The organism is Bradyrhizobium roseum, assembly GCF_030413175.1.
Classification (GTDB): domain Bacteria; phylum Pseudomonadota; class Alphaproteobacteria; order Rhizobiales; family Xanthobacteraceae; genus Bradyrhizobium; species Bradyrhizobium roseum.
The window spans coordinates 4,519,662-4,541,340 of the sequence record NZ_CP129212.1; the positions used below are offsets into that span (position 1 = coordinate 4,519,662).

At 60.1% G+C, this 21,679-nt stretch carries 18 protein-coding genes; 8 read left to right on the plus strand and 10 right to left on the minus strand.

Translation table 11 applies throughout. The annotated features are described in order from the left end of the window. Nucleotides 1–78 precede the first annotated feature (78 nt). Both QUH67_RS21625 and QUH67_RS21630 read right to left on the minus strand, forming a co-directional pair. Nucleotides 79–2,187, minus strand: a complete 2,109-nt coding sequence (locus tag QUH67_RS21625; protein ID WP_300941057.1) for a ParB/RepB/Spo0J family partition protein — start codon at nt 2,185–2,187, stop codon at nt 79–81. A 134-nt stretch (nt 2,188–2,321) separates the two neighbouring features. Then, on the minus strand, nt 2,322–3,272 hold the full coding sequence (locus QUH67_RS21630) for an ArdC family protein (protein WP_300941059.1): 951 nt from the start codon (nt 3,270–3,272) through the stop codon (nt 2,322–2,324). A gap of 735 nt (nt 3,273–4,007) precedes the next feature. Here QUH67_RS21630 and QUH67_RS21635 point away from each other — a divergent pair. After that, nucleotides 4,008–4,271 (plus strand): hypothetical protein, encoded by a 264-nt coding sequence (locus QUH67_RS21635; protein ID WP_300948125.1) that lies wholly within the window; start codon nt 4,008–4,010, stop codon nt 4,269–4,271. 26 nt (nt 4,272–4,297) lie between these two features. Here QUH67_RS21635 and QUH67_RS21640 read toward each other — a convergent pair whose 3' ends face one another. The 5 genes from QUH67_RS21640 to QUH67_RS21660 form a co-directional block, all read right to left on the minus strand. Next, the gene (locus QUH67_RS21640) at nt 4,298–4,912 is read right to left on the minus strand and encodes a cell envelope biogenesis protein TolA (protein ID WP_300941061.1); all 615 of its coding nucleotides are present in this window, start codon (nt 4,910–4,912) and stop codon (nt 4,298–4,300) included. Nucleotides 4,913–5,329: 417 nt separating this feature from the next. Then, nucleotides 5,330–5,455, minus strand: coding sequence for a hypothetical protein (locus QUH67_RS21645; protein ID WP_300948317.1), 126 nt, complete (start codon nt 5,453–5,455; stop codon nt 5,330–5,332). A gap of 48 nt (nt 5,456–5,503) precedes the next feature. Then, nucleotides 5,504–8,998 (minus strand): ATP-binding protein, encoded by a 3,495-nt coding sequence (locus tag QUH67_RS21650; RefSeq protein ID WP_300941063.1) that lies wholly within the window; start codon nt 8,996–8,998, stop codon nt 5,504–5,506. Continuing rightward, nucleotides 8,998–10,275, minus strand: a complete 1,278-nt coding sequence (locus QUH67_RS21655) for a metallophosphoesterase family protein (protein WP_300941065.1) — start codon at nt 10,273–10,275, stop codon at nt 8,998–9,000. The genes QUH67_RS21650 and QUH67_RS21655 overlap by 1 nt, the downstream gene beginning before the upstream one ends. A gap of 122 nt (nt 10,276–10,397) precedes the next feature. After that, a complete protein-coding gene (locus QUH67_RS21660) occupies nt 10,398–10,715 on the minus strand; it encodes a hypothetical protein (protein ID WP_320416088.1) in 318 nt (105 codons plus the stop codon). A 637-nt stretch (nt 10,716–11,352) separates the two neighbouring features. On the opposite strand from QUH67_RS21660, the gene QUH67_RS21670 reads away from it, so the two are divergent. From QUH67_RS21670 to QUH67_RS21685, 4 genes are all read left to right on the plus strand, one after another. Next, nucleotides 11,353–11,601 carry a hypothetical protein gene (locus tag QUH67_RS21670; protein ID WP_300941068.1) on the plus strand — a complete coding sequence of 83 codons (249 nt, stop codon included), beginning with the start codon at nt 11,353–11,355 and terminating at the stop codon, nt 11,599–11,601. 471 nt (nt 11,602–12,072) lie between these two features. Next, nucleotides 12,073–13,446 (plus strand): phospholipase effector Tle1 domain-containing protein, encoded by a 1,374-nt coding sequence (locus tag QUH67_RS21675; protein WP_300941069.1) that lies wholly within the window; start codon nt 12,073–12,075, stop codon nt 13,444–13,446. A 289-nt stretch (nt 13,447–13,735) separates the two neighbouring features. Beyond that, the gene (locus QUH67_RS21680; protein ID WP_300941071.1) at nt 13,736–15,424 is read left to right on the plus strand and encodes a hypothetical protein; all 1,689 of its coding nucleotides are present in this window, start codon (nt 13,736–13,738) and stop codon (nt 15,422–15,424) included. A 208-nt stretch (nt 15,425–15,632) separates the two neighbouring features. Continuing rightward, nucleotides 15,633–16,349: a hypothetical protein gene (locus QUH67_RS21685; protein WP_300941073.1), complete on the plus strand. Its 717-nt coding sequence runs from the start codon at nt 15,633–15,635 to the stop codon at nt 16,347–16,349. 39 nt (nt 16,350–16,388) lie between these two features. Here QUH67_RS21685 and QUH67_RS21690 read toward each other — a convergent pair whose 3' ends face one another. From QUH67_RS21690 to QUH67_RS21700, 3 genes are all read right to left on the minus strand, one after another. Further along, nucleotides 16,389–17,054: an NYN domain-containing protein gene (locus QUH67_RS21690; protein ID WP_300941075.1), complete on the minus strand. Its 666-nt coding sequence runs from the start codon at nt 17,052–17,054 to the stop codon at nt 16,389–16,391. A 170-nt stretch (nt 17,055–17,224) separates the two neighbouring features. Beyond that, nucleotides 17,225–18,166 carry an ImmA/IrrE family metallo-endopeptidase gene (locus tag QUH67_RS21695; protein ID WP_300941076.1) on the minus strand — a complete coding sequence of 314 codons (942 nt, stop codon included), beginning with the start codon at nt 18,164–18,166 and terminating at the stop codon, nt 17,225–17,227. Next, a complete protein-coding gene (locus tag QUH67_RS21700; RefSeq protein WP_300941077.1) occupies nt 18,163–18,540 on the minus strand; it encodes a helix-turn-helix domain-containing protein in 378 nt (125 codons plus the stop codon). The genes QUH67_RS21695 and QUH67_RS21700 overlap by 4 nt, the downstream gene beginning before the upstream one ends. A 159-nt stretch (nt 18,541–18,699) precedes the next feature. Here QUH67_RS21700 and QUH67_RS21705 point away from each other — a divergent pair, with 159 nt between their 5' ends. The 3 genes from QUH67_RS21705 (at nt 18,700) to QUH67_RS21715 (ending at nt 21,342) form a co-directional block, all read left to right on the plus strand. Next, a complete protein-coding gene (locus QUH67_RS21705) occupies nt 18,700–19,452 on the plus strand; it encodes a multiubiquitin domain-containing protein (protein ID WP_300941079.1) in 753 nt (250 codons plus the stop codon). A gap of 13 nt (nt 19,453–19,465) precedes the next feature. Then, complete coding sequence (locus QUH67_RS21710) at nt 19,466–19,888, plus strand: hypothetical protein (RefSeq protein WP_300941080.1); 423 nt, start codon at nt 19,466–19,468, stop codon at nt 19,886–19,888. 206 nt (nt 19,889–20,094) lie between these two features. Next, a complete protein-coding gene (locus tag QUH67_RS21715; protein ID WP_300941082.1) occupies nt 20,095–21,342 on the plus strand; it encodes a ThiF family adenylyltransferase in 1,248 nt (415 codons plus the stop codon). Nucleotides 21,343–21,679 lie beyond the last annotated feature (337 nt).

Here is a 21,679-nt window from a genome sequence, read left to right on the forward strand (position 1 = left end):
ATTGGGGGAGCCGGGCTTGGGGATGGGTGTGAGGCTGGGAAGGTGCGAAGCGGCCGCAGCCGCCTCGCCTTCACTCAACTATTCAGCTGCGATGATTTGGGGCCGGTCTTCGTCTGCGTCGGCGGCGACTTCGTCGTCCTCCGAGAGGAATTCCGGAAGCGCCTCGACGTCCGCAGCCGGACCTTGCTGCGCGTCATCGATGTCAGGGAGACGTAGCGGCTCGGGCAGCCAGCCCGTGCCATCGAGCAAACGCTCGGCCTCCCGCGCCATGTCGCCTTTCTTCAGGTGGTCGATGAGTTGCACCGACGGCTCACCCTTGGCCTCGCGCACCGCCTGGAGAATGCGGGGCTTGGTGACGCGGCCAAGGTAGTTATCGGCAGTCGGCTTCCAGCCTGCGGTCACCATGTCGAGCCCGACAGCGCGAGCCAGGGCATCGGCCTGATCGAGCCGGCGTCGGACGCCGTGGGCGGAGACGCGCCCCTCATTGTACCGGTTGGCGGGTTCGTGAAGTGCGTTGACCGCGGACGAGGCGCAGTGCGCGAACAGGGCCGCCTGCGCGGTCCTGTCGAGCGCAGCAAGCGCGTCCCACAGGCCGCCCTCCTCCTTGGGCAACCGCGCCTTCCATCCATCGTGGCGTCCGTCGATGGCGACAGCCGGCGCGCTCTCCTTCAGGCCGGCAGCCTGAGCGGGGAACGTCGGCGTTCGGATCGAGATCTCCAGGCAGCCGCTCGACGATGCGAAACGGTAGAAGGTCGCCAGCACGAAATTGTGCAGAACCGCCTGGAAGGCGACGGCGGGGCTGTTGGCCAGTGCATCGCGCAGCGCCAGCGTGCGATGCGCTGTCAACTCGGTGACGAGCCGGTCCGGTAGCGGCTTTACGGCATCGTCTTCGCCGACTGGCTCGGTCGACGCACCACCGACCGTGATGACGGCACGCTTGATCGTACCGGGCTCCCGGTTGTCGACTGGCTCTCCCCCAGCGTCGGCGTCGCCTTCGGGGACGTGGGGCACCTCGTCCTCAGGACGAACGTAACCGCGGTCGATCGAGAGTAAACCTTCGGCGTCGATACTGACGAAGGTGCCGGCACGGGCGATGTCGGCCGGATCGTAGATGAGCGATCGAGCTTCCAATACCGAACGCGCCGCCTCGATCTCGCCAAGACGCTGGTCGATCTCGTCAGGCAGTTCGTCGGCGTCCTGATAGTCGGTCTCGATCCTGGCGTACTCGGCATTCAAGGCGTCGAGCGTCGCCCGCTCCTCCTCCGTCAGTTCAGCCGGCTGACCGTCGAGTTGGCGCAGCCCGTTGGACTGACCGTAGGGGAAGTCGACGGCAACTGTGATCCACTTCCAGCCCTCGGCCGCGATCGCCTCGGCCACGATCCTGAGCTTCTCCGTGACCATACGATCGAGCAACGGTATGTCCTGCAGCCACCCCCCGTCATCGTGCTGAAACAAATCGCGCAGCACGACGCCACCCGCCTGCTCGTACGCGTCGAGCCCGACGAATTGGGCCCGGCGGTCGGAGGCGCGGACGGTGTGTTCCGTGAGCATCCGGCGGATCTGGTACGGCTCGTCGTTCTGAGAACGGCTCACATTGTCCCAAACCTGCTCCTGACGCGCCTGGTCGCCGGTGACGGTAAGGGCCATGAGTTGCTCCAGCGTCATGCCATCCTCGGCGTAGACGTCGTGCAGCTTCGGCGACACCGAAGCCAGGCGCAGGCGCTGCTTGACGATAGCCGGTGTCACGAAATGTCGTGCGGCGATGTCCTCTTCGCTCATGCCGCCGTCACGGAGGATCTGGAACGCACGGAACTGATCGAGCGGATGCAGGCCGACGCGTTCGTCGTTTTCCGCAAGCGAGTCGTCTTCGGCAATACCGCCGTCCCTGACCACGCAGGGGACCGGTTGCGTCTTCGCCATGCGCTTCTGCTTCACCAGAAGCTCGAGGGCGCGGTATCGACGCCCGCCCGCAGGCACCTCGAACATGCCGGTCTCCGTGCCGTCGGCGTCGACGGCGGCACGGACGCTGAGGCTTTGCAGCAAGGTGCGTTGCGCGATGCTCTCGGCCAGTTGCTCGATCGAGATGCCCGCCTTGACGCGGCGAACATTTGACTGGCTCAAGACCAGCTTGTTGAAAGGAATGTCCCGGGACGGACTGAGTTTGATCTTCTGAACGGCGCTTGCCATGTCGGATTCTCCGCGACGGGCGGCCGAAAGACTCTCTCTTGACCTCCTACCCGTCACAGACAAGCCGGCGCGCCTCTCACTCTCTGACGCGCAGCACCGGTTGGAAGCTGACACTGAGACGACGTGCTGCTGCATCACGCGGCCTCCTCGTTGCCCTCAACGACGGAATCGATCGTGGGCGGCAGAAAAGCGAGCAGGAAATCGGCGGCCTTCGATGCCGCGCTCGCGGCGCGCACGACGGCGCGACTATCCTCGCGCAGAACCTCCAGCCAGGAACCGATGTAGTCGGCGTGGCGCACGGTTGGCACGATACCGAGCGAGGCACAAAGGAAGGCACCAGCTATTTCGGCGACCAGCTCTTCGCGCGCGTATGATTTAGAGCCGAACGAACCCGAGTGGTCGCGGTTGAGGCGAGACGCATGACCGGTCCAATGACCGAGCTCATGGAAAGCGGTCCGGTGCCAATTGATCGGCTCGAAGTAAGCGGCCGGCGGCGGCACCTGCACGAAATCGCCCGCCGTGTTGTAGTAGGCGCGCGCACCGCCGATGCGGAAATCTGCGCCGGTCGCCGCAATCAACGCCTCGGCTCGGGGCTCAATCTGGCCCGGTGGCGGCGGGACGACCGATGCAGCGACCTCTTCGGGCAAGCCATCGCACTGGTCCGTATTGAAGACGGTAAAGCGCTTGAGAAACGGGATAGCGCCCGGCTCTTCACCGGCCTCCGCGGCGCGCCGACGTTCGTCGCCCGGGGTGAAGCGATCGGCATAAACGACGGTCGTTCCCCGCTCGCCCTTCCCGACGTGGCCGCCAAGCCCGAGCGCCTGGCGAAAAGTAAGCCAGCTCTGTCCGGAAAAGCCGTGCTCGATAACGGAACCCCATAGGATCAGCACATTAATCCCGGAATATCCGCGCTGCGTCGAGGCATTGCGCGGCATCGCGAGCGGGGCCTTGATCGCTGCCGTCCCCCATGGCTGCACCCACGGAATACGGCCGGCCTTCAGCTCGGCGATGATCTTGTCGGTGATTTCGGTGTAAAGGTTCGCGCGGTCGTTGCCGGCACGAACTCGGGCGGTATGTCCAGACATCGCGGTTCTCCGCGACGGGCGCCGGAGGCCTCTCCTCCGATCTTCAACCCGTCGCGGCAGACCCGGCCCGCACTCTCACTCTTAGCGACCGCGCGGCGGCTCTTTGCGTTGGAAATCGAAGCCAGAAGGGTGAAGACCTGCGTGGCGAGGCTTCAGCGCAGCCGACGGCCCGGTCCCGGAGGGATTGTCGCTAGCGAATATTTGGAATCTGAGATGCGAACTGATGAAGGCCACGCCTCTCACGCCTATGTGCGCGAGAGGCCGAGCCTCTTGGCGAAGCAAGCGTCAATGCGAGCGCCAAGCGCTCTCCATGAACAAGGAAAAGAGGCACCCGCAGGAGGGTCAGCATAGCGCCGACGCGATAGCGGCGGGACCCGGGACCGAGTGCAGTCGCGAGACCGGTTAAGAAGGCACCCGAACGAAGGGCAGTGATAGCGACGCCGGAATGAAATGACGGCGGACCGAGGGCGAGTGCCTCCGGCGAGCGACTCATGATCGCGCGAGGGATCGAAGCCGGATGGCCGAGACGCCCTGCGGCTCGGTTCACGAGAGCCCGGTGCGGCACTTGCCGCGCGCACCCAAACGAAAAGCCGGGAAGACTAAGTTCAGGGACTGGGTGTCTGCGGTCAAAGATTCGAACCAGATCTTGAGCTCCCGCCGTTGCGAATCCCAGCCATGTGTTATCGACCGGAACGAATGACGGACAAGACGATTCGCCGTTCAGGAGCCATTTCTATGCTGATGACAAGTGAACGAAGGCCGGCGATACGGACGATGCGCGGATGGGCGATTGACGTGCTCCAGGATGCTGGCGCCATCCGCGAGTGCGAGGAGCACGGTTGGATGCAAGACCGCGCCGATCCGCACGCGTGGGAGCGAGCGATCGATATCGCCCGTGAAGACCCGCCAGCAGGGGTCTCCGCTGAAGCAGCGGCGGCCGAGGTTCGCGACGCGCTGAACTCGATCGGTGATACCTGCCCAGAATGTCCTCCTGATTAGAAGGACGGCGCCGAGCATGACAGAAACTAACCCCGCGCGCGCCGCAGCGCAGCCTCCAATCGCTCCTTCTCCTTATCCCAGCGGGCTTTTTCGGCTTGCGATCTCTTCTCGATAGCCTCGGCCTCGGCCTGGATGACGGCGGCCCGCTTCGCGTGCTCCTGCTCGGCCTTGTCCAACGCAGCCTGCGCCTTGCCGATGGCCTGCTGCCGGCGTTCACGGTCCTTCTGCCTGGCGGCCTCTTCGCTCGCCCGTTCACGCTCGCGGCTCCTCCGTTCCCGTTCGTAGTCGAAAGCGGCCTTTCGTTCCAAAACCTTATCGACGGGGCGAGAGGAAGGCTTCTTCGCCTTTGGGCCTTTCGACTTGCGGGCGGCTTTCGTTGGTCTTCCGCCGCCAAGATCGGTGGGAAGCTCGGCATGTTCGCTGAAAGGTCGGTCCGTTCCAACCGGGCGCCTGAGAACGACGCCGGGCTTTGCCATGGTCGCGGCGATGACGTCCGGGTCGTGGCTCTCCTTCGCCGCGCCCTGATGGAAGAGATTGCTGTCTGCGCCCCACGCTTCCAGAGCCGCTTTCATGGAGGGAGCGGCCATCGCCAGATCGAAGAAGCCCAGCGAGGTCTGGTAGGTCTTCAGTTTTCTCGCCATGAGACGCTTCCCCGCACCGCCCACTGACCGCTGCCATGGGATCAGCCGTGCTGTCTACCTCGCGAGCAGAGAACTTACGCCTCCAGGACGCGCTTCATTCCTGAAAAGCTACTGGAACTGTTCGAGCGCACGGCCTGGCCTCTTGTGCCCACCGGTACCGCGGCGCGCCCCGCCAGCCAAGGACCCAAGGTGGATATAGGCGCCCGCATGCGGGGAATGTGGCGGTAGCCGGGAGATATCGAAATGAGATGCTCATCGCAATGGTCGCCGCATCCGTTTGCTCGCCAGCGATGGCAGCGGACTACCTGGAAAGGTTCTAGCCGTATCGGACGGAGACACATTCACGATGGAAGCCGGTGGCGCCAAAGTACGCGTGAGGATCTGCGGAATCGATGCACCCAAACGCGGGCAAGCTGGTTACGGACAGGCCGCCGGCGTGCTGTCGAGCATGATCGAGGGCATCGCGCGCGCCTTGCCGAGCTCCTTCTGCAGCGCCTTGCGGTCGCCTCCGGAGAGGGGCGTGGGGTGGTGCTTCGGTGCCATCCGGACGCCTCGTTTTCAGGTGCGATTAGGCAGAGCCTCGACGGCGAGCTAGGCAGCCCTGCTGGTGGCTCGGACGCGTGTGCCCGACTGAAGGTCGTGGACGATCGTCGTCGGCTCGATGGCCGTCGCAATTTCGCAGAGATGGCGGTGATGGGTGAAGTAGACCACCTGTCCCGTGGCGGCCATGCCGGCGAGCAGACGAAAGGCTTCTTCCGCTCGAAAATCGTCGAACGTCTCCATGATGTCGTCTGCGAAAAATGGAGGGGGAGCTTGGGCTCTTGCGAATTCGTGATACCCGGCTACGCGCAGCGCCAAATACAGCTGGAACCGCGTGCCTTTCGACAGTTCGGAAGCGATCTTCGACCCGCCGTCGGATCCCTTGGCGATCAGGAGCTCGCTTCCATTCGACGGTTGGGTGACGAGCTCCGAGTAGGCCCCTCGACTGATCAGCGCGAAGGATTCCGACGCGCGCGTCATCATCGAACTCCGATGACGGTCGCGATAGGCGCGCAAGGCCCTGTCGGCCGCGGCCGTCCCGAGCTTCAGCCTGAGATACGCCAATGCCCTGTCTTCGATCGTGAGGAGGACCGTCCGCCGTTTTGCTTCCAGGATCGCGACGGCGGCGTCGCCGCCGACGGCGGTTATCTTGTCCTCCGCCCTGCTCCGCGCGGAGAAAAGGTCGCGGCTCCGGCCGTCCTCGTCTTCGAACCGACTTTTCAGGGCGATCATCTCGGCCTCCAACGAGACCCGATCTATCGTCTCGAGAATAGTCTCGGCCTGCTCGATGGTTTCCGCCTGCACCCCTTCGAGCAATTCGTCGCGGGCCTGGATCGATCGCGCCTCGAGATCGGACCTGCGAGCGAGTGCGCGCAGACGACCGTCGACCTCCGTCAAGGATCCGACTCCGAAGTGACCCGTCATCAGGCTCGCTCGGGCCTGCATTTCCGCGGTTTCGTCCTCCAGGACGCGTGCCTTGTCCTGCTCGACTGCGAGCCGCGATTCCACCTCACGCCGTCTGTCAGTCGTCTTCGCGGCGGTCGCGATGCAGTCCATGACGGCCTGGCAAAGTCCGAGGGTGTCCGGACTCGGTGGCAGCCCGACCGAAGCGGCGAGCGCATCGACTTCGGTCCGGAACTGGATCTGATCGCGCTGCATCTTTGCGATGCGGTCGGTCAATTCCGCTCGTTTTTCCAGAGTCGAGTCCAGTTCTGAGAGCGCTTCCAGCGTTTCACGCACGACGGCTGTCGTAGGTTGGATTTCGCGCTGGCCGAGCCAACAGGTCGCGCAGACCTCTTGCCAGCCCTTGCTCCACGCTTCCTCCGCCAGCCGGGCGTCGCCGAGTTTCTTCTCACGGAACCTCAGGTCGCGCCGTCGATCCTCAATTGTCGCCCGCAGGATCTTGGCTTCGACAGCGCGGTCGAGCGCCGCCTGGCCGGCCGCCAGCATCGCGGCGACGTCGTCAGCCTGGGAGATGTCGACGCCTGCCGAACACATCGCCTTGGCGATCCGCTCCCGCGTACTGATCGTTTCGATCTGCGCTTCACGACATTCCCGTTCGGCAGTCAGCAGTTTTCCGTTGGCCTCGATTGCCCGGTCGCGCTTCCGTAGCCACAGACTTAACCCGGCAAGCCCGATGCCGATTTCGAGACCGCGTCCGATCACGCCAAGGGCCCTCTGGATCTCTTCGGCCAATTCCGAGCGTTTCCGCAGGCTTTCCTGCAACTCTCGTCCGGTCTGCTTCAGAGCCGCCCGTACCTCGGCCTGTTCCAGCAGTGCACTATTCAATTCCGCGACGCGGGCGGTATGACCGAAGCGCTGCTCCGTGATCAGATCGAGCTTCCGCATCGCGGTCTCGAACGCGATGGCCGTCTTTGCATCCAACTCCGCCTTGTGGATGGCCCAGGCGGCTTCGCGGGCGGAGTGCGCTTCGCCGGCGTCCTTGTCGCTGACGACGCCAACCACGGAACCGAGCGCATCGATTCTCGCAGCGAGGCGTCCGGCCTCGGCGACGAGGCGATCCTCTTCGCCTTGCCGCGAAGCGATTTCGAGAGAAAGATCCGCCTCGATCGATGCCCAACGCTGAAGTTGATCTTGCGTCGGTACCGATGCTGCGCAGAGCGTATTCCTGTCGCCGGTCCAAGGAAGCAACTCGGTCAGGCGGTCGGCGAATTCGTCCGCGCGCTCTCGGCATATGCGATCGGCCGCGCGCGATCGTGCCGCGTCGTCGATCTGACGAGCCATCGCGATGGCCGCTGTTAATGCGCCGGTCGTCGCCTCGTCGAGCCCACCGTCACGGTCGTCGGTCCTTCCTTCGGCCTCCGACAGCGTCTCAACCGCCTTGTCGACTTCCGCTTCGGCCGCAGCGAGGGCCGCTTCGACGCCCGATCTCCGCTCCATCAGATCGCGAAGCGGTCCGGTGATCGCCGCCGGCAGGACAAGTCGTGCGGGATCCTGCTCCGAGGCATGATCGATGCGGGTCAGCACCCGCGCGATCGTTTGTTCGGCGAGACCCAGACGGAGACGACGGTCGGGCAAGTCCTTCTCCGCCGTGACGTACCGCGCCCGCAAGTCCGTCAGCAATTCAATGCGGTGTTCCAGTCCGCTCGCGGAAGCGTTCACGACGAGGCGTTCGAGTTCGTCGCGCAGATTCTCGATGGTCTCGGCGACCGTCTGCGCCTGCGTCGCGAGCTTCGTCTGCCGGATCATCAGTGCCGGAAGGTCGTCGGTCCAGGTCGATGGCGCGTCGGGCAGCGAGGCGAGCGGAAGAAGCTCCGCCCGAAGAGAACGAAGGGTCTGCAGTCTCGGTAGCGCGTTGACGAAGCGTTGCACCTCGTCGATACGGGCCTGCGTGCGGCCGCGCTGGACGAGGGCCTCGGTGTAGGACGACGACGCTCCGTCGCGCTCGATGACGAGCCGCGCGTATTCGGACGCGAGCGTGTCGGTCCGGTCCCGCTCTTCCTTCAGGGCCGCGAGCTCCTTCTTGAGGTCGGCAAGGACTCCCGATCGCTTTCCCGACCGGAAGAAGCTTTCCGCCTCCGCTCTCGCGGAGCCGAGACGTTCGCTCAGATCAGCGAGCCCGGCCGTCGCCGAGAACAGCAGATGGCCCAGATCGCCCTTGCTGGCGAGAATACTTTCGCCGCCGGCCTCCAGCGTCTCATCGTCGAGACAGAACATCGTCTGATACGCGTTTCGATCGAGACCTCCGAGTTCTCCGAGCAGCACGGCATCGGCAGCAGGATTGCCGGCATCGTCCAGCAGGCTGTTGTGGGGCAGTTTGAGCCGGGAAAAGCTACGCACGGTCCCGAAGATCTCGAGGTCGGCTTCGATCCGCATGGTCGGATAAGGGTGCAGAAAGTTGAACGGGGTCTGATGAGGGATGCCGTAAAACAGGTCCATGCACGCCGACAGCGCGGTGGATTTACCGGCCTCGTTGGGCCCGTAGACGATGTGCAGGTCGGGCGCGCCGACCGGGCGCTCGCCGAAATCGATGACCGCGTCGGTGAACTTGCCGTAGCGTCGAAGTCCGAGCTTTCGGAGGCGCATCAGCGTACTTCCTGCGAGCTGCCTGCGGCAAGACGCGCCAGTACCTCTTCCGATCCCTCGCTGGCGAGTCTGCCGACGAGCAGGTCAAGGCCGGTGTCGTCCGGAGCCAGGCTGCGTCGACATTCCGGGGGGAGCTGCGCGAGAAGATCGTTGACGATACCGTCCGCTTCGGCTCGGAAGGCCTCGGAACCGACGATTTCGTCGCTCATCGTCCTTCGCAGCGTTTCGACGGGGTCCGCGCTCTCCGCCGAATCGACTATCGGCCGTCGGCAATCGGTATCGATCTTCTCGATCCACACGTTGCCTATCGCTTCCGCCCGGGCCTCGGCTTCGGTGCGCAGGAGATCGGCATCACGCCGGATGCTCCAGGCCATGGATGTCGCTCCGGAAACGGCAAGTCGCGCGACGAGATGATCCGATACCGATCTGCCGGCCGCGTCTCCAAGCGCCTTATCGAGCCGAGCGGCCAAGTCGGACCACGACGTCGCCCCCGAGGCGTCGACGGCAACGCGTTCGAATTGCGCCAGCCCGACGATGCGCTCGTCGAGAGTGACGGACCCGTCGTCCAGTACGCTGGCTAACGTCACTGATTTGGGACCCTGCTCGCCGACGTCGCGCCCTTGCGGAATGCCCGGCATCACGACGGTGCAGGGGCCTTCGGTCGTCGAGCGCTTGTGGACGTGCCCCAACGCCCAGTACCGAAAGCCCGAGCCGAGGAGTTCCGCCGTGCTGCATGGCGCGTAGACGTCGTGAGGTGGCGAACCGTCTAGACTGGTGTGCATGAGTCCGATGTTGATGGCGCCGGCGACGGGCGGCCGGTACTTGGCGAGAAGGCTTTCCGGGGCCTGCGGCCTGGCGAAGCTGAGTCCATGGATCGCGATGGGTCTCTCTCCGCGATTCCGCGGGATCTCGACGGCGTCGGCCCGGCCGCCGAACAAATGGACGTTTTCGGGAAGGACTAGTTCCTTCGTTATCTTTGACAGAGCGTCGTGGTTGCCCCGGATGATGAAGACCTTGATGCCTGCCGCATCTAGGCGGCGGAGTTGCTCGGCAAGAAAGCGGGCAGTCTTCATCGAAGTCTGCTCGCCGTCATAGAGGTCGCCGGCCAGCAGGAGTGCGTTCACCTGCTCGTCGAGGCACAAGTCGACGATACGCGAGAAAACCTGCCGGCTGGCGTTGCCGACGAGTTCCGCCAGTCGCGGATCGCGCAGCGCGAGCGAACACAACGGCGAATCGAGATGGACGTCGGCTGAATGCACGAAACGGTAGGCGCCCATAGTTACAAATCACTCCGGTCGAATCAGCGAAGTCTACCGCGTCGCGGAAATCGTTATTGGGTTATCGGAGACAACCGGAGATCGCCGTCTTCGATATCCCCAGCGCTTTGTCGCGACCGCATTCATTCGAACACCGGCCAGCAACCGTCCTCTTCATGGCGGCCAGTCCGCTGCTGGCAGGTGTCGTCCAGCAACCGCTGGCCGACGGCCTTCCAGACCGCTGCCGGCCCGTAAAGGCGGACCGCATCGGCCTTCTGGATTTCAACGGTGCGGCCGCCGCGGGAGCACGACACCCTGAGAATATGCTCGGGAATTTGGGACAGCCGCTGCGTCCGGATCCGGGTGGCCGGTATCACGGGGCCCGTGTCGGCGAGCAGGTCCCCCAAGACGGATTGCCAGTATTCGGGGGGCATCGGATCGGCCGGGCCCCGCGTTGGCATTCTACGGGGCTCCCTGCCGACAGCAGCCGCAAGCTTCTCCATCTGCTTCGGGGTCGGCATGCGCCAGCTCGCGGGTTGGTCGGTCATTCCATACTAGAACATAACAAGAACATTGGAGTCCAGCCAGACATGCCGTTTGAGCGAATTCGCGATCCCGATCTCGTGGAACGCCACCGCATCGAATGAATGCCAAGTTGGGTGGGAAGAAGCGTCGGCATCTCGGTCCGCACGGGCGCCAGCCCTTGTGCATCTTTTGCGGCGGAACGACTCCCGCATCGACCACCAACCCGCGCAGTCATCCTTCGACGGCAGGATCTGGCCGGAAGGCTACGAATTTCCGTTGACTTCATAAGAACAAAATAAGAACATTAGGCCGGTCCAGTCAACCCGGAACTGCCGATGCCGCAAAAGCGCTGCGCCCAATCCACAGGCGGACGCCGAAACGCTCGAAGCGGCCACGGATCAGGCGATCGCCGCGTGCGGTGGCAGCGCGCGTGAAACCGTGAAGGCGCTGCTCGTGGCCAACCCGTTTTTGGAATCGGAATTAGGAGCCCTGCGGGCGGACGTATCGAAAGGATATGCGCGCGGTTACAGGCACGGAAGGTTCAATACGTATAGCGGCTGACAGGGGTGCTCCATGGCCGAAGTGACGTACTATGTCGCGCTACCTTTCGTCGCCTCTGACGACGGTGTAGCTGCCGGCGAGCCTACAGAATGTTTCAATCCCGTCGCTGTGGTCATGCGCGCGGAAGCCCTCTCGCGCAAAGAGGGGCATGTTGGCGCGGTCGCATTCAGCCGGACGGGTGATCCAGCCACCGGGGATTTTAGCGATGCCAAAGTGATCAGGAAATTTGGCGATATACCGGATGATTTGAGCACGTTGTGAGGAGTGCGATGACAGACATTGCGATCAATCTCAAACAGCGGTTCGGGTTCGCGATGGATGTGTGCCTTGAGGCTTATGACCTGCTGCCCGATGGACGATCCTTCGTCCGATCGGATCGAGACGAGGCTGCAATCGACTTATTCAAGAACTTGGCTGGTTCCGTTGATGGTATCACATCCTCGGTCTTGATGCGGGGGCAGAACTTCGTGCGGCCTACCCGGAAGAATTCGAAGAGACGTTGACGCATAGCCTCGGAGCCGTCGGCGCGGGATTGTTGCCGGCCAATGCCACAGAGTTCGTAGAAGCGCTCAACCGGACGGTACAACGTAATGCTTTGCCCGCATCCAGGCTGGGCTGTGCTTTGTAATCTGACTTGCGCCGTGACCGGCTGGGCTTAAGGAGTCACAGACTCTCGCCGTGGTTGATGCTAATAACGTTCTCAACTGGTATTTAGATTGTTGGGAGGCGATAGTGAAACGCATTGCTTTTTGTTTTGATGGTACATGGAACGCATTGAACGCAAACACGCCTACCAACGTGGTGCTTATGGCTGCGAGTATCGTGCGTGACACGAAAAATGGAATAACGCAGATCATTCACTATGATGAGGGGGTCGGTACAGGCCGTCTTGAAAAATTATCCGGCGGCATGCTTGGCGCCGGACTGATTGAGAATGTGCGAGAGGCCTATCGCTTCCTGATTTTCAATTACGACCCGGGCGATGAGATCTTCGTCTTCGGGTTTTCGCGAGGCGCTTTCAGCGCCCAAACCTTCGTGGGTTTTGTGCGCCACGTCGGACCGCTGCGGCGGCTGCATGCCGCCCGTATCGACGAAGCGCTAGAACTGTACCGCGAAAGATTGACCGATGCAGATGGCGCAAGCGAACGCATGCGGAAATTCCGCGCGGAGTATTCGAGCAATGTTTGTGTCGGCGCTGATGATGATGCTTGGCGTTGTAAAAACATGAAGGATTATCAAACGGGCTCTGCGCCACCTTTGACGATCAAATATCTCGGTATCTGGGATACAGTGGGCGCCTTAGGCGTGCCGGCGATCGTACCCATGAGCGGGTTGATGAATCGCAAGCACGCATTCCATGACGCGAGTCTGAGTGATTTCATCGAAAGCGCCCGGCACGCCGTGGCGATTGATGAGCGCCGCGCGTTGTTTCCGCCCGTTCTGTGGGGCGATCTTGCGGCCATCAATGCCACCAAAAACGCGAAGCCCGACGATATCGATGCGCCGTATCAGGAGAAATGGTTCCCCGGCACGCATGGCTCGGTGGGCGGCGGCGGCGATATTCGTGGCCTGTCGGACGGAGCCCTGGCCTGGGTATTGAAAGGCGCAAAGCGTGCGGGATTAGCCTTAGACACGGCCGCCGGCTCGCGCATTCAGGGTTTCGAGCCGAATCCTCTCGCGCCTTTGATCAACATGAGCAAACCAGAGAAGAGCTTTACCAGCATCGTCACCACGGACCGGGATGGCCCCGAACATCTATGGCAATTGTCAGCGGCGGCGCTCAGGCGCTGGAAGGCTCCCTCTGAGGATTTGCCGGATCAAAAGCCCTATCGCCCAAAGACCCTGAGCAAGATCGCGGACGCACTAGCCTCATACGTCATCGACCTTGGCCATACCGATTCAGCCGAGATCTTGGCTGAACATGTCGTTGTGTCCGGTGATCAGCTGCGCAAACTCGCCAAGCACTATTACGACGACGCTGGAAAATGGAAGATCATTTTCGACGCCAACCGCGATACGATTGACGATGCCGATGAACTATTCGTTGGCTGGAAGTTGCGCATCCCGGCTCTGCCGGCACCTGCAGCACCGGTGTCGGTCGAATGATCAAACGTTTGGCTGAGAGGACAGATGCCCAGAGGCGTAGGCTACAAAGCTCATGCGGATACTTCCACGTATTCCAGACTGAGGACCGACCCAGACACATTACGGCGCGCGCTGAGAATAAAGACTTCTATTGCTTTACTTTTTTCATTTTCGAGTGATGCTGGAACAAATGAGATGTCCAAAAATATCTTCCAACTTCATCTTTGCTGACGAGGCAAGACTCGCTTCGCAACTCTCATGCGCATTGTCTGAACCAGGCATCTATCTCCCGGTCTGTGATGGTCCGCGAATGCAACGACCTGATCGAGAGATCGAAGTGTTGCGGCGCCACAATGCCGCAGGACGCGCGCGCGCTCACACTATCTATATGGCCGGCCTGCCAGACGACGCATTCAATGCCTTAAATAGGTCGCTTAGCGCCCGCCATCGTGAGCCTTGTCGTCGCGTATCCTCTATGAATGATATTGCGCCCCTGATATCGGAATCGGGCCCGTCCAGTGTTCTTCCCTGGGGCCGTGATCGTATCGGCATCGGCCTACTCAAGGCTTTGCGCGCACGGCAGACAATCACATTTGAAGAGAGACCCTCTCAGTATGATTGGGTCGCGTCCGAGAGCGGCCATATTGTTGTTTGCGAGGAGGGCGAAGGGCTGGCCCAGGTCATCGCGGCGAACTATGCTTTCTCCCTAAACGCAGGGTTATTTCTGATTCCTGAAGTCGATAAGGACCGCGCCGAAGACCTTCTTGAAGCTTTCTACAAACTACAGGATGGCGGAACCGATATTTCGCCCGACGAAGGACAAGCGCGATTGAGACAAGAACTGCTCAATCTATGCGGATCGATTCCGATCCCAGAGAATGGTTCGGTTACGTTCATTGGAAAATTGCCGTACGGCTTTGCCTACCCTGAGCACCCGACTACGCACTTGTTCGAATATCCAGATTTAGGTTGCGCCGTCGTCAATGGATTTTCTGCAGGCCAGCAACGAAGGCCGGCGACCGGCGTCGTCGTTCTCGTCGATCCAAGCACGACTCCAGCGCCAGAGATCCAGTCAGCCATCGAACTACTCGAACCGCGGCAGGCTTTTATCAGGGTTTATCAAGACCGCGCCGCGAACGTTCGACACGTCTCGGAGATGCTTGAGCACTTTCCGTATGATCTTCTGATTATCGCCACGCATTGCGGCGACAGTTCAGGCTACCGCTGGACTCATCAATTCAAGGATTCGGAAGGATTGGATCGCACCGTCGTTACGGATGTTGCGGTGGGATTTGCGCGTACGGACAATCCACAGATTTTAAAGGTCGGGCACTTCTTTCGATTCGTGTCCGTTGACGGCGTTGATTGGACCGATCGTGAGGCTAAGTCTCGACTATACGTTGGCAACGTCATGCATGATTTCAACAAGCTCCTTGATGAAGGTCCGAGCAAATCCAAACCCGTAAAAAGGGAGACTGTCGGTCGGGTCGTGGGTTCTTCCGCATTAATGATGTCTGACAGCAACCTGATATTTGCTCAACACACCATAGCGAACATGGGTACGCCGATCGTCATCAATAATGCGTGCCTGTCGTGGCATAGGCTGGCTGGCGACATGATGTTTGCGGGCGCGCGCGGGTACATCGGCACTCTATTTCCAGTGCTCTCGTCAGAAGCCGCGGAGGTTGCCACCAAACTCCTCAACGAGCATTGGGGCAAGCCACTGGCGGTTGCGCTTTGGTCGGCTCAACATGATGTGTACGGCTCGAAACTCAGGCATCCCTATGTCGTCGCAGGCGTCTTTACGCAGAATCTGCAGATCGACCCTGCCGATCACCCAAACCGAATTAGAAGGCAGCTTTCCAGCACGCTCGAAGGTTACAAGGAGATGCTTGCAGGCGCTGAGGCGGTCAGCGAGACCAAGCGCGCTACTCTACTCAAAGATATCGTCAAGATTTTCGAGGCCGAGATAGCTCACTTCAACAATTTGCAGGACTGACCAATCACAACACTGAAGATCAAAGCGGAGGCCTACCTAATAAGAAAGATGCGCCACCACCGGTCGTTGGACGGCCAATACTGCTTACGAAGCGAGATTTCGGAAATACCAAGGTATCAAGGACGACGGTCAACTTGACGCCTTCGGTAAAGGTATCATTGCTGCCAAATTTGGAAGTACAATCGATCTTTAGGCTAAAGAGCTTCACATGACGAAAATTCGCCGTCACTGGCTAGACTTTTTGCTATTCTTGATTGCTGTCATTTCAGCAGCTGCAATCATACTATTTCATGAACAGCCGTTCGCGCGTGAATGGGTTTGCCAAACGATAAAATGCGTGACGCTCCCCAATGGGGGAGCGTGGTACAAAATTGCTTACGACCTAGGGATAGGCGGCCTAACGAGCTTAATGTTTTACTTCCTTTTGGTCCGATTACCAGAAGGACAAAAACGTCGACGGGTAAAACGCAGCCTGTCAGGTCATTACCGTGCCTTTAGGAAGGATTTGATCTCTACGATACTTGCCGCAACAGAAGGCTCTTACGACTACGATACCGTGGAAAAGCTGCTCGATCAAAGAGCATTCCGAGAGCACTTCAAGGAGAAAGTAAGTGAATCGGAAGAAAGGTGGCACCGATTTCTTAATCGGCTGGAAGAACATCACATACGTGATTTGCTGACCACGATGGAGATTTTCCGAGACGAAATTTCTTTCCTGCTCAATACAATCTATATTGCGGATGATGAACCATTCGAGTTCTTCAAGCGCCTCTCGGCAGCTATTTATGCGCAAAAAGACGTTACGCCGGAATACGATCCAGTGAAGCAGCTAGCTGGCTTTCTTTGGAATTTGCTGGCGGGCTGGGATTGGGTCTCGGGGTACCGCGAACGTGACGTCGTGCAGGAAATGATCGAAGCGATTTGACCGCACACAGGGTGCGAGCACTCCGAGGCGAGCGGCACTCTAAACCCAAGTCGCCGGTTTTATTAGGGCTGTGCCATCGGGCAATATAATCGGATCGGGAAACTGTGACGAAGCCAGATCGCTAATTTTTATATGCCTTACAAAACTGGATACAGCACGAAGCTGAGGCGCTGGAGCCGAAACGGGAGAGAGAAGCCCTACGACTTTACCAAGCTCCCGCGTGGCGATGCGGATCGGCTCGACAAGGTCGGTATCGTTCGAAAGCACCGCTGCAACATCGTAGTCGTTTCGGAATGCGCCCAAAAGCAGATGTGACGCCAGGTTGACATCACTCCCCTTCTCTTCGGTTTTGTGAACCCGGACAACCACGGGCCAAGGCTGAGGCAGCGGCGCAGCGAGGTGAGGTCTGAACGACGGAGGATGGACAAGCCCAGCAAATTTTTTAGCGCTGAGAAAATTCCCCATGTGCAGGGAAATCTCAGGAATGGTTGAAAGCGCGTCGAAATAGACCTGCTGGCGACCGGGGGCTTGCGGATCGTGCCGACCTGATACGCGCGCCGTGTAGTAACGAACGCCGATAACTTGATTTTCAGGGCGCAGGGTCTTTTCGGCTACCTGCTTGATATCAAGCCATTTCAGATCCGGCCTCTGTTCGAGCATCCGGTAGTAGAGATTGAACCCGTCTACATAAATGATCGTCCGCATCTTTGCCTAAAGCCACAAAAAGCAAAGGCCGCGTCCGGGTTTCCCCTTGGCGGCCCTTGAGCCGACAGCACGCTGCCGGCGAGTATGCTCGATATATATAGCAAACTTGCTTGATTTGCAACGCAAAAGTTTGGCAAGAGAGGGCCGGAATTCCCAATTTTATCGATTTTTCAAGCACTTGCTTTGAAACCAGCCGGCATAATAATTGTGGTTTTGTTCAGCGTCAGCTTAGCATGCATCAAAATGAAAACATTGAAGGGGGTACAGAACCCCTCGGCGACGAACTCATGGACAACCTTGTTTCGGTCTTCGAGGGCCAAGGTATTCGGGCGAGACATCCGTTTACCGGTGGCAGGAATAAATTTGGCCATCACGCTGTCGGGTGTGATCGTTTCTGGAAGCACCAGACCACCGAACCGGCGAACAAATTCCGGCGACGGGTCGATGCGCCGCACGTCGGATTTGAACCCATGGATGTTGCACGGCGTTGGCGCATTCAAAACGATGATGGCGCATGCTTTTTCATTTCGGCGCACATATTCGCGGAACGAAGCGTAGGCCGACGCCCCAAATTTACGTCCAACAGCTAACGGCACTTTGATTCCAAAAGGGCTGTCCGCTGTAACTTTGGCAAAGTGACCGTCCTGGAACAGAGCGATAGAAGCGAAGATATTGGCTTCTCTTTCGAAAAGCTCGGAGATATCCGGCTCCAACATTTTTTTGCAATCTTGGACCCATCGAAACAGCCCCCGCTGATGCGGCAGCTCGTTGTGACCGGTCTCGTGAAGCTTGAGGAAGTTCTGCTTTTCCTTGTTCACCGAGCCGTCGATGTGAACGATATTGCCGTGTACGTCGAGAATGCCGAGCACCTTATCGATTGCTGATTTCACAAGGGTTTTAGCGGCCAAACCGAACTTTCGTGCGTAGCGCTCAATCACGCCTTCATCAAATGCGCTGATCGGCGCCAACTTGAGTTTTGCAGCCGCCATCACATCATCGATCGGCGTAGGCAGTCGGCCCCACGCGTCACTTTTGTTGAGAAGATCGATTACCGAGTTGCGGACGGTCGTATATTGTTCAGCAGTAAGCGATGAATCATCTGGTTTGATCACGAACTGCCCTTCTCGGTTCTTATGAAACTAAGGAAGCGCAGCAACTGCGCCTCTTCATCGTCTGTCAGGTTTACCTCGCTGAATGTCGCAACGCGTCCGTGCCGTTCCGTCGACCCACGGGTTGCCGCTATGTAACCGGCCAGCTCCATCAGATTTTCGTAGTCGACCGCATAAAGGGTCGCCAATGCGTGCAAGAGATTCGGAGACGGCTTCTGAATCTTATCGTTTTCTATTTGGCTTAAATAAGCATTCGAGATCAGTTTGTTCGTGCCCTCTTCCACTTGGCGTAATGTGAGTCCGCGCGCGCTCCGTATCGCCGCCAGATATTGGCCAAGTGTGATTTTTTCTGAACTCCTCTCGGTGGGTGGGTTCATTGCTCTCTCCTTTGAACGTGTTGATTTTGTTCCGATTCTCGGCGCTGCCGCTTGAGTTGTCAAGCTTGCAAAGTACCTGCTTGATAAACCTAGCACGCTGTGTGTATAATGCAGGCAGGTCGTCGTGAGCGGCCTTCACATTGCAAAAAGGGCGCGAAAATGACTGACAACACCGAGAATAAGGGGGTTACCCCCGGCGATAATGTCCTTGAAGGCGGGGCGCAGACCCTGTCCGAGGCGAATTTCCGCATCAAAATTGCGGGCGCAGACCTGAACTTTCGTAATCTGAGCCTCGACGATGCGAAGCCGACCGGCCACCAGATCGTGGCTGCCGCCGGGTTCCGTCCCGTCGAAAACTACGGCGTGCTCCAGTGGCTGGACACCGGCGATCTGGAACCGCTGCGCCTGAATGAAACGGTCGATCTCCGCCCGGGCGGCGCCGAGCGCTTCGTCATCGCCCAGACGGACCGCGCCTTCTTCTTCGAGTTGGAAGGTGAACGTCAGGAATGGCTCCTCGCCTTCATCAACGGCATCACGCTCAAGCGGCTCGCCGGGAAAGACCCCGAATCGGTCATCGTCCTGCTTGAGCGCGAAGATGCCCCTGACGAAGAAATCGAAGACGAACAGACGGTCGATCTGTCCGGCGCAGGACTGGAAAAGTTCCGCATCCGCCCGGTCGAGAAACTGGTCGGGATCTTCGTCAACGAGAAGCTGGTCAAGATCGAACGCGGTGAGCACACCGGACTTGAGATCAAGCAGGCCGCGATCGCTCAGGGCGTGCAGATCCAGTTGGACTTCGTCCTCAGTCTGGAAAAGCGCCAGGGCGAAACCCAGATCATCGGTGACAATGACTCCGTGAAGGTCAAGAAGGGCCAGAAGTACGTCGCTATCGCCGACGACGACAACTCCTAAGCGGGGGCCGGATATGACCCCCGACGTTCAAGACGCTATTGATGAAATAAAGCAGCACTTCCGCGGGCTCAACGTCCTTGTCGGCCCCGACAAGGACGGGGGCGCCTGTGTCATCGTCGAGGGCGTCGGCCTCGGCGCCCCCTACGCCCAGCCGGATAGCTGGATCGGCTTTCACATCACCCACGCCTGCCCCTACGCCGATGTGTATCCACATTTCGTACGGCACGACCTTTCCCGCATCGATAAAAACGCTTTGGGTGAAGCAATTTCTCCCGGTCATAATTTCCCCCAGCCCGGTGTCGTGGTCGGTGACGCGCTGCCGTCGCGCCCGGCGATTCAGCTTTCGCGAAGGGCCAACAAGCGCGAGCCCAATTCCGATCTTGAAACCCCTTTGCTCAAAACATTGAAGGTGCTGCGATGGTTGATGTCACGATAAATGGCCGTTCCTGGCATTTGGTAATACCGGACGGATTGTACGACAGGCTGCATGCGCATTTGTTTCCGGGCGACGGCGACGAACACGGCGCGGTGATCGCTGCCGGCATTTCGCGCACGTCTGACGGACGGATTCGGTTGTTGGCGCGTACCCTTCACCTCGCAAAGGACGGCGTTGATTACGTTCCCGGCAAGCGCGGTTACCGCATGCTGCGCGCGAATTTCATCCGCGACCGCATTCTCGAATGCCGGGATGAAAAGCTGGCCTATCTGGCCATCCACAATCACGGCGGTACGACCAGCGTCAGTTTTTCTCCTGACGATTACGCCAGCCACGAACGCGGCTACCCTGCCCTTCTCGATGTCGCCCGCGGCGTGCCCGTAGGTGCGTTGGTTTTCGCACCCCGCGCCGTTGCTGGGGATATCTGGCTGCCGGATGGCACCCGCGTCGAACTTGTCGATGGTTCGATCATCGGCCGGCGCCTGCGCCGCATCGGACCGACACTGCCGTCATACGCCGGTAGCATCGATCCCGATTTTGACCGTCAGGTCCGGCTGTTCGGGGACGCCGGTCAAGCGATCTTGGCCGGTGCGACAGTCGCCATCATCGGGCTGGGCGGCGTCGGCTCCCTGCTCGCCGAATTCTTGAGCCGCCTCGGCGTCGGTCATTTCATTCTGATCGATCCCGAGCGCATCGAGGGCACCAACCGACCGCGTGTGATCGGCGCTACGCGCTGGAACGCGCGTACGTGGTTCACCCGCGACCCATGGCCGAAATGGATTCAGCGGATCGCCCGTAATACGGCGTCGTACAAGGTGGATATCGCCGCCCGTGTCATACGCCGCGCGAGCAAGCATGCGACTATCGAACGCCTGAAGGCGGATGTGCTCGATCCGAAGGTCGCGAAGAGGCTGCTTGATTGCGATTATATGTTTCTCGCAGCCGACACGATGCGCGCCCGGCTGCTGATCAACGCGATCGTGCACCAATATCTCATTCCCGCCGTGCAGGTCGGCAGCAAGGTCGTTCATGATAAGGACAGCGGTGAAATCACCGGCGTCCATACGATCACGCGGCCAATAACCCCGGAATGCGGATGTCTTTGGTGCAACCAGTTGATCAACCGGGCTAAACTTCAGGAAGAAGCGCAGACCGAGCGTGAGCGCCAGGCGCAGCGTTACGTGGACGAACAGACCATCGTCGCGCCCAGCGTGATCACGCTCAACGCCGTAGGCGCAGCGCAAGCGGCAAACGACTTCCTGTTCTACATGACCGGCCTCGCGAGCGATGAGGCATCCACCGCCTATATGCGGTTCGACCCGCGCAAGCGCAGCGTATCGTTGGACAGCCCGCGCCGGTCGTGGGATTGCACCGAATGCGGGATCGGGCCCAAGGGCCGGCTGGCCCGCGGCGACGCCGGCAAGCGTCTGCCGACCTTCCACGAAGGCGACTAGACCGGCACGCGCGGGAACCAACCATGGGGTTCAAAGGGGAGCAGGAAACGCTCCCCTTTGCGCTGTTTGACCGGGCGCACGGTCATCCATGGTTCGGTGCCGGTGGAGCGGGAAGGCTGCAAGCCCGGCTCGTCGTTTCCAAAGGGCCGCGAAACGCCCCTTGGTCGATGGGTGCAGGGAGAGCCGAAATCTCGTGATCCAGCGGCAAGACGCTGGCCATGGGGTCTCGGGGAGCACGGAGGCCCCCTGAGTGGTGATGAAACGGCCTCAATGGTGCAGCTAGCCGGACTCAACCGGCGCAGCCCTTTCGAGCTGAGGGATCCTGGTCGGGGCTCGT

What these genes read in the sequence shown, in the direction of transcription:
- QUH67_RS21690 (WP_300941075.1), bottom strand. Translation starts at nt 17,054, where the DNA reads ATGCGGACGATCATTTATGTAGACGGGTTCAATCTCTACTACCGGATG.
- QUH67_RS21705 (WP_300941079.1), top strand. Translation starts at nt 18,700, where the DNA reads ATGACTGACAACACCGAGAATAAGGGGGTTACCCCCGGCGATAATGTC.
- QUH67_RS21635 (WP_300948125.1), top strand. Translation starts at nt 4,008, where the DNA reads ATGCTGATGACAAGTGAACGAAGGCCGGCGATACGGACGATGCGCGGA.
- QUH67_RS21660 (WP_320416088.1), bottom strand. Translation starts at nt 10,715, where the DNA reads ATGCCAACGCGGGGCCCGGCCGATCCGATGCCCCCCGAATACTGGCAA.
- QUH67_RS21655 (WP_300941065.1), bottom strand. Translation starts at nt 10,275, where the DNA reads ATGGGCGCCTACCGTTTCGTGCATTCAGCCGACGTCCATCTCGATTCG.
- QUH67_RS21685 (WP_300941073.1), top strand. Translation starts at nt 15,633, where the DNA reads ATGACGAAAATTCGCCGTCACTGGCTAGACTTTTTGCTATTCTTGATT.
- QUH67_RS21650 (WP_300941063.1), bottom strand. Translation starts at nt 8,998, where the DNA reads ATGCGCCTCCGAAAGCTCGGACTTCGACGCTACGGCAAGTTCACCGAC.
- QUH67_RS21645 (WP_300948317.1), bottom strand. Translation starts at nt 5,455, where the DNA reads ATGGCACCGAAGCACCACCCCACGCCCCTCTCCGGAGGCGACCGCAAG.
- QUH67_RS21630 (WP_300941059.1), bottom strand. Translation starts at nt 3,272, where the DNA reads ATGTCTGGACATACCGCCCGAGTTCGTGCCGGCAACGACCGCGCGAAC.
- QUH67_RS21700 (WP_300941077.1), bottom strand. Translation starts at nt 18,540, where the DNA reads ATGAACCCACCCACCGAGAGGAGTTCAGAAAAAATCACACTTGGCCAA.
- QUH67_RS21625 (WP_300941057.1), bottom strand. Translation starts at nt 2,187, where the DNA reads ATGGCAAGCGCCGTTCAGAAGATCAAACTCAGTCCGTCCCGGGACATT.
- QUH67_RS21640 (WP_300941061.1), bottom strand. Translation starts at nt 4,912, where the DNA reads ATGGCGAGAAAACTGAAGACCTACCAGACCTCGCTGGGCTTCTTCGAT.
- QUH67_RS21710 (WP_300941080.1), top strand. Translation starts at nt 19,466, where the DNA reads ATGACCCCCGACGTTCAAGACGCTATTGATGAAATAAAGCAGCACTTC.
- QUH67_RS21680 (WP_300941071.1), top strand. Translation starts at nt 13,736, where the DNA reads ATGCAACGACCTGATCGAGAGATCGAAGTGTTGCGGCGCCACAATGCC.
- QUH67_RS21715 (WP_300941082.1), top strand. Translation starts at nt 20,095, where the DNA reads ATGCTGCGCGCGAATTTCATCCGCGACCGCATTCTCGAATGCCGGGAT.
- QUH67_RS21670 (WP_300941068.1), top strand. Translation starts at nt 11,353, where the DNA reads ATGGCCGAAGTGACGTACTATGTCGCGCTACCTTTCGTCGCCTCTGAC.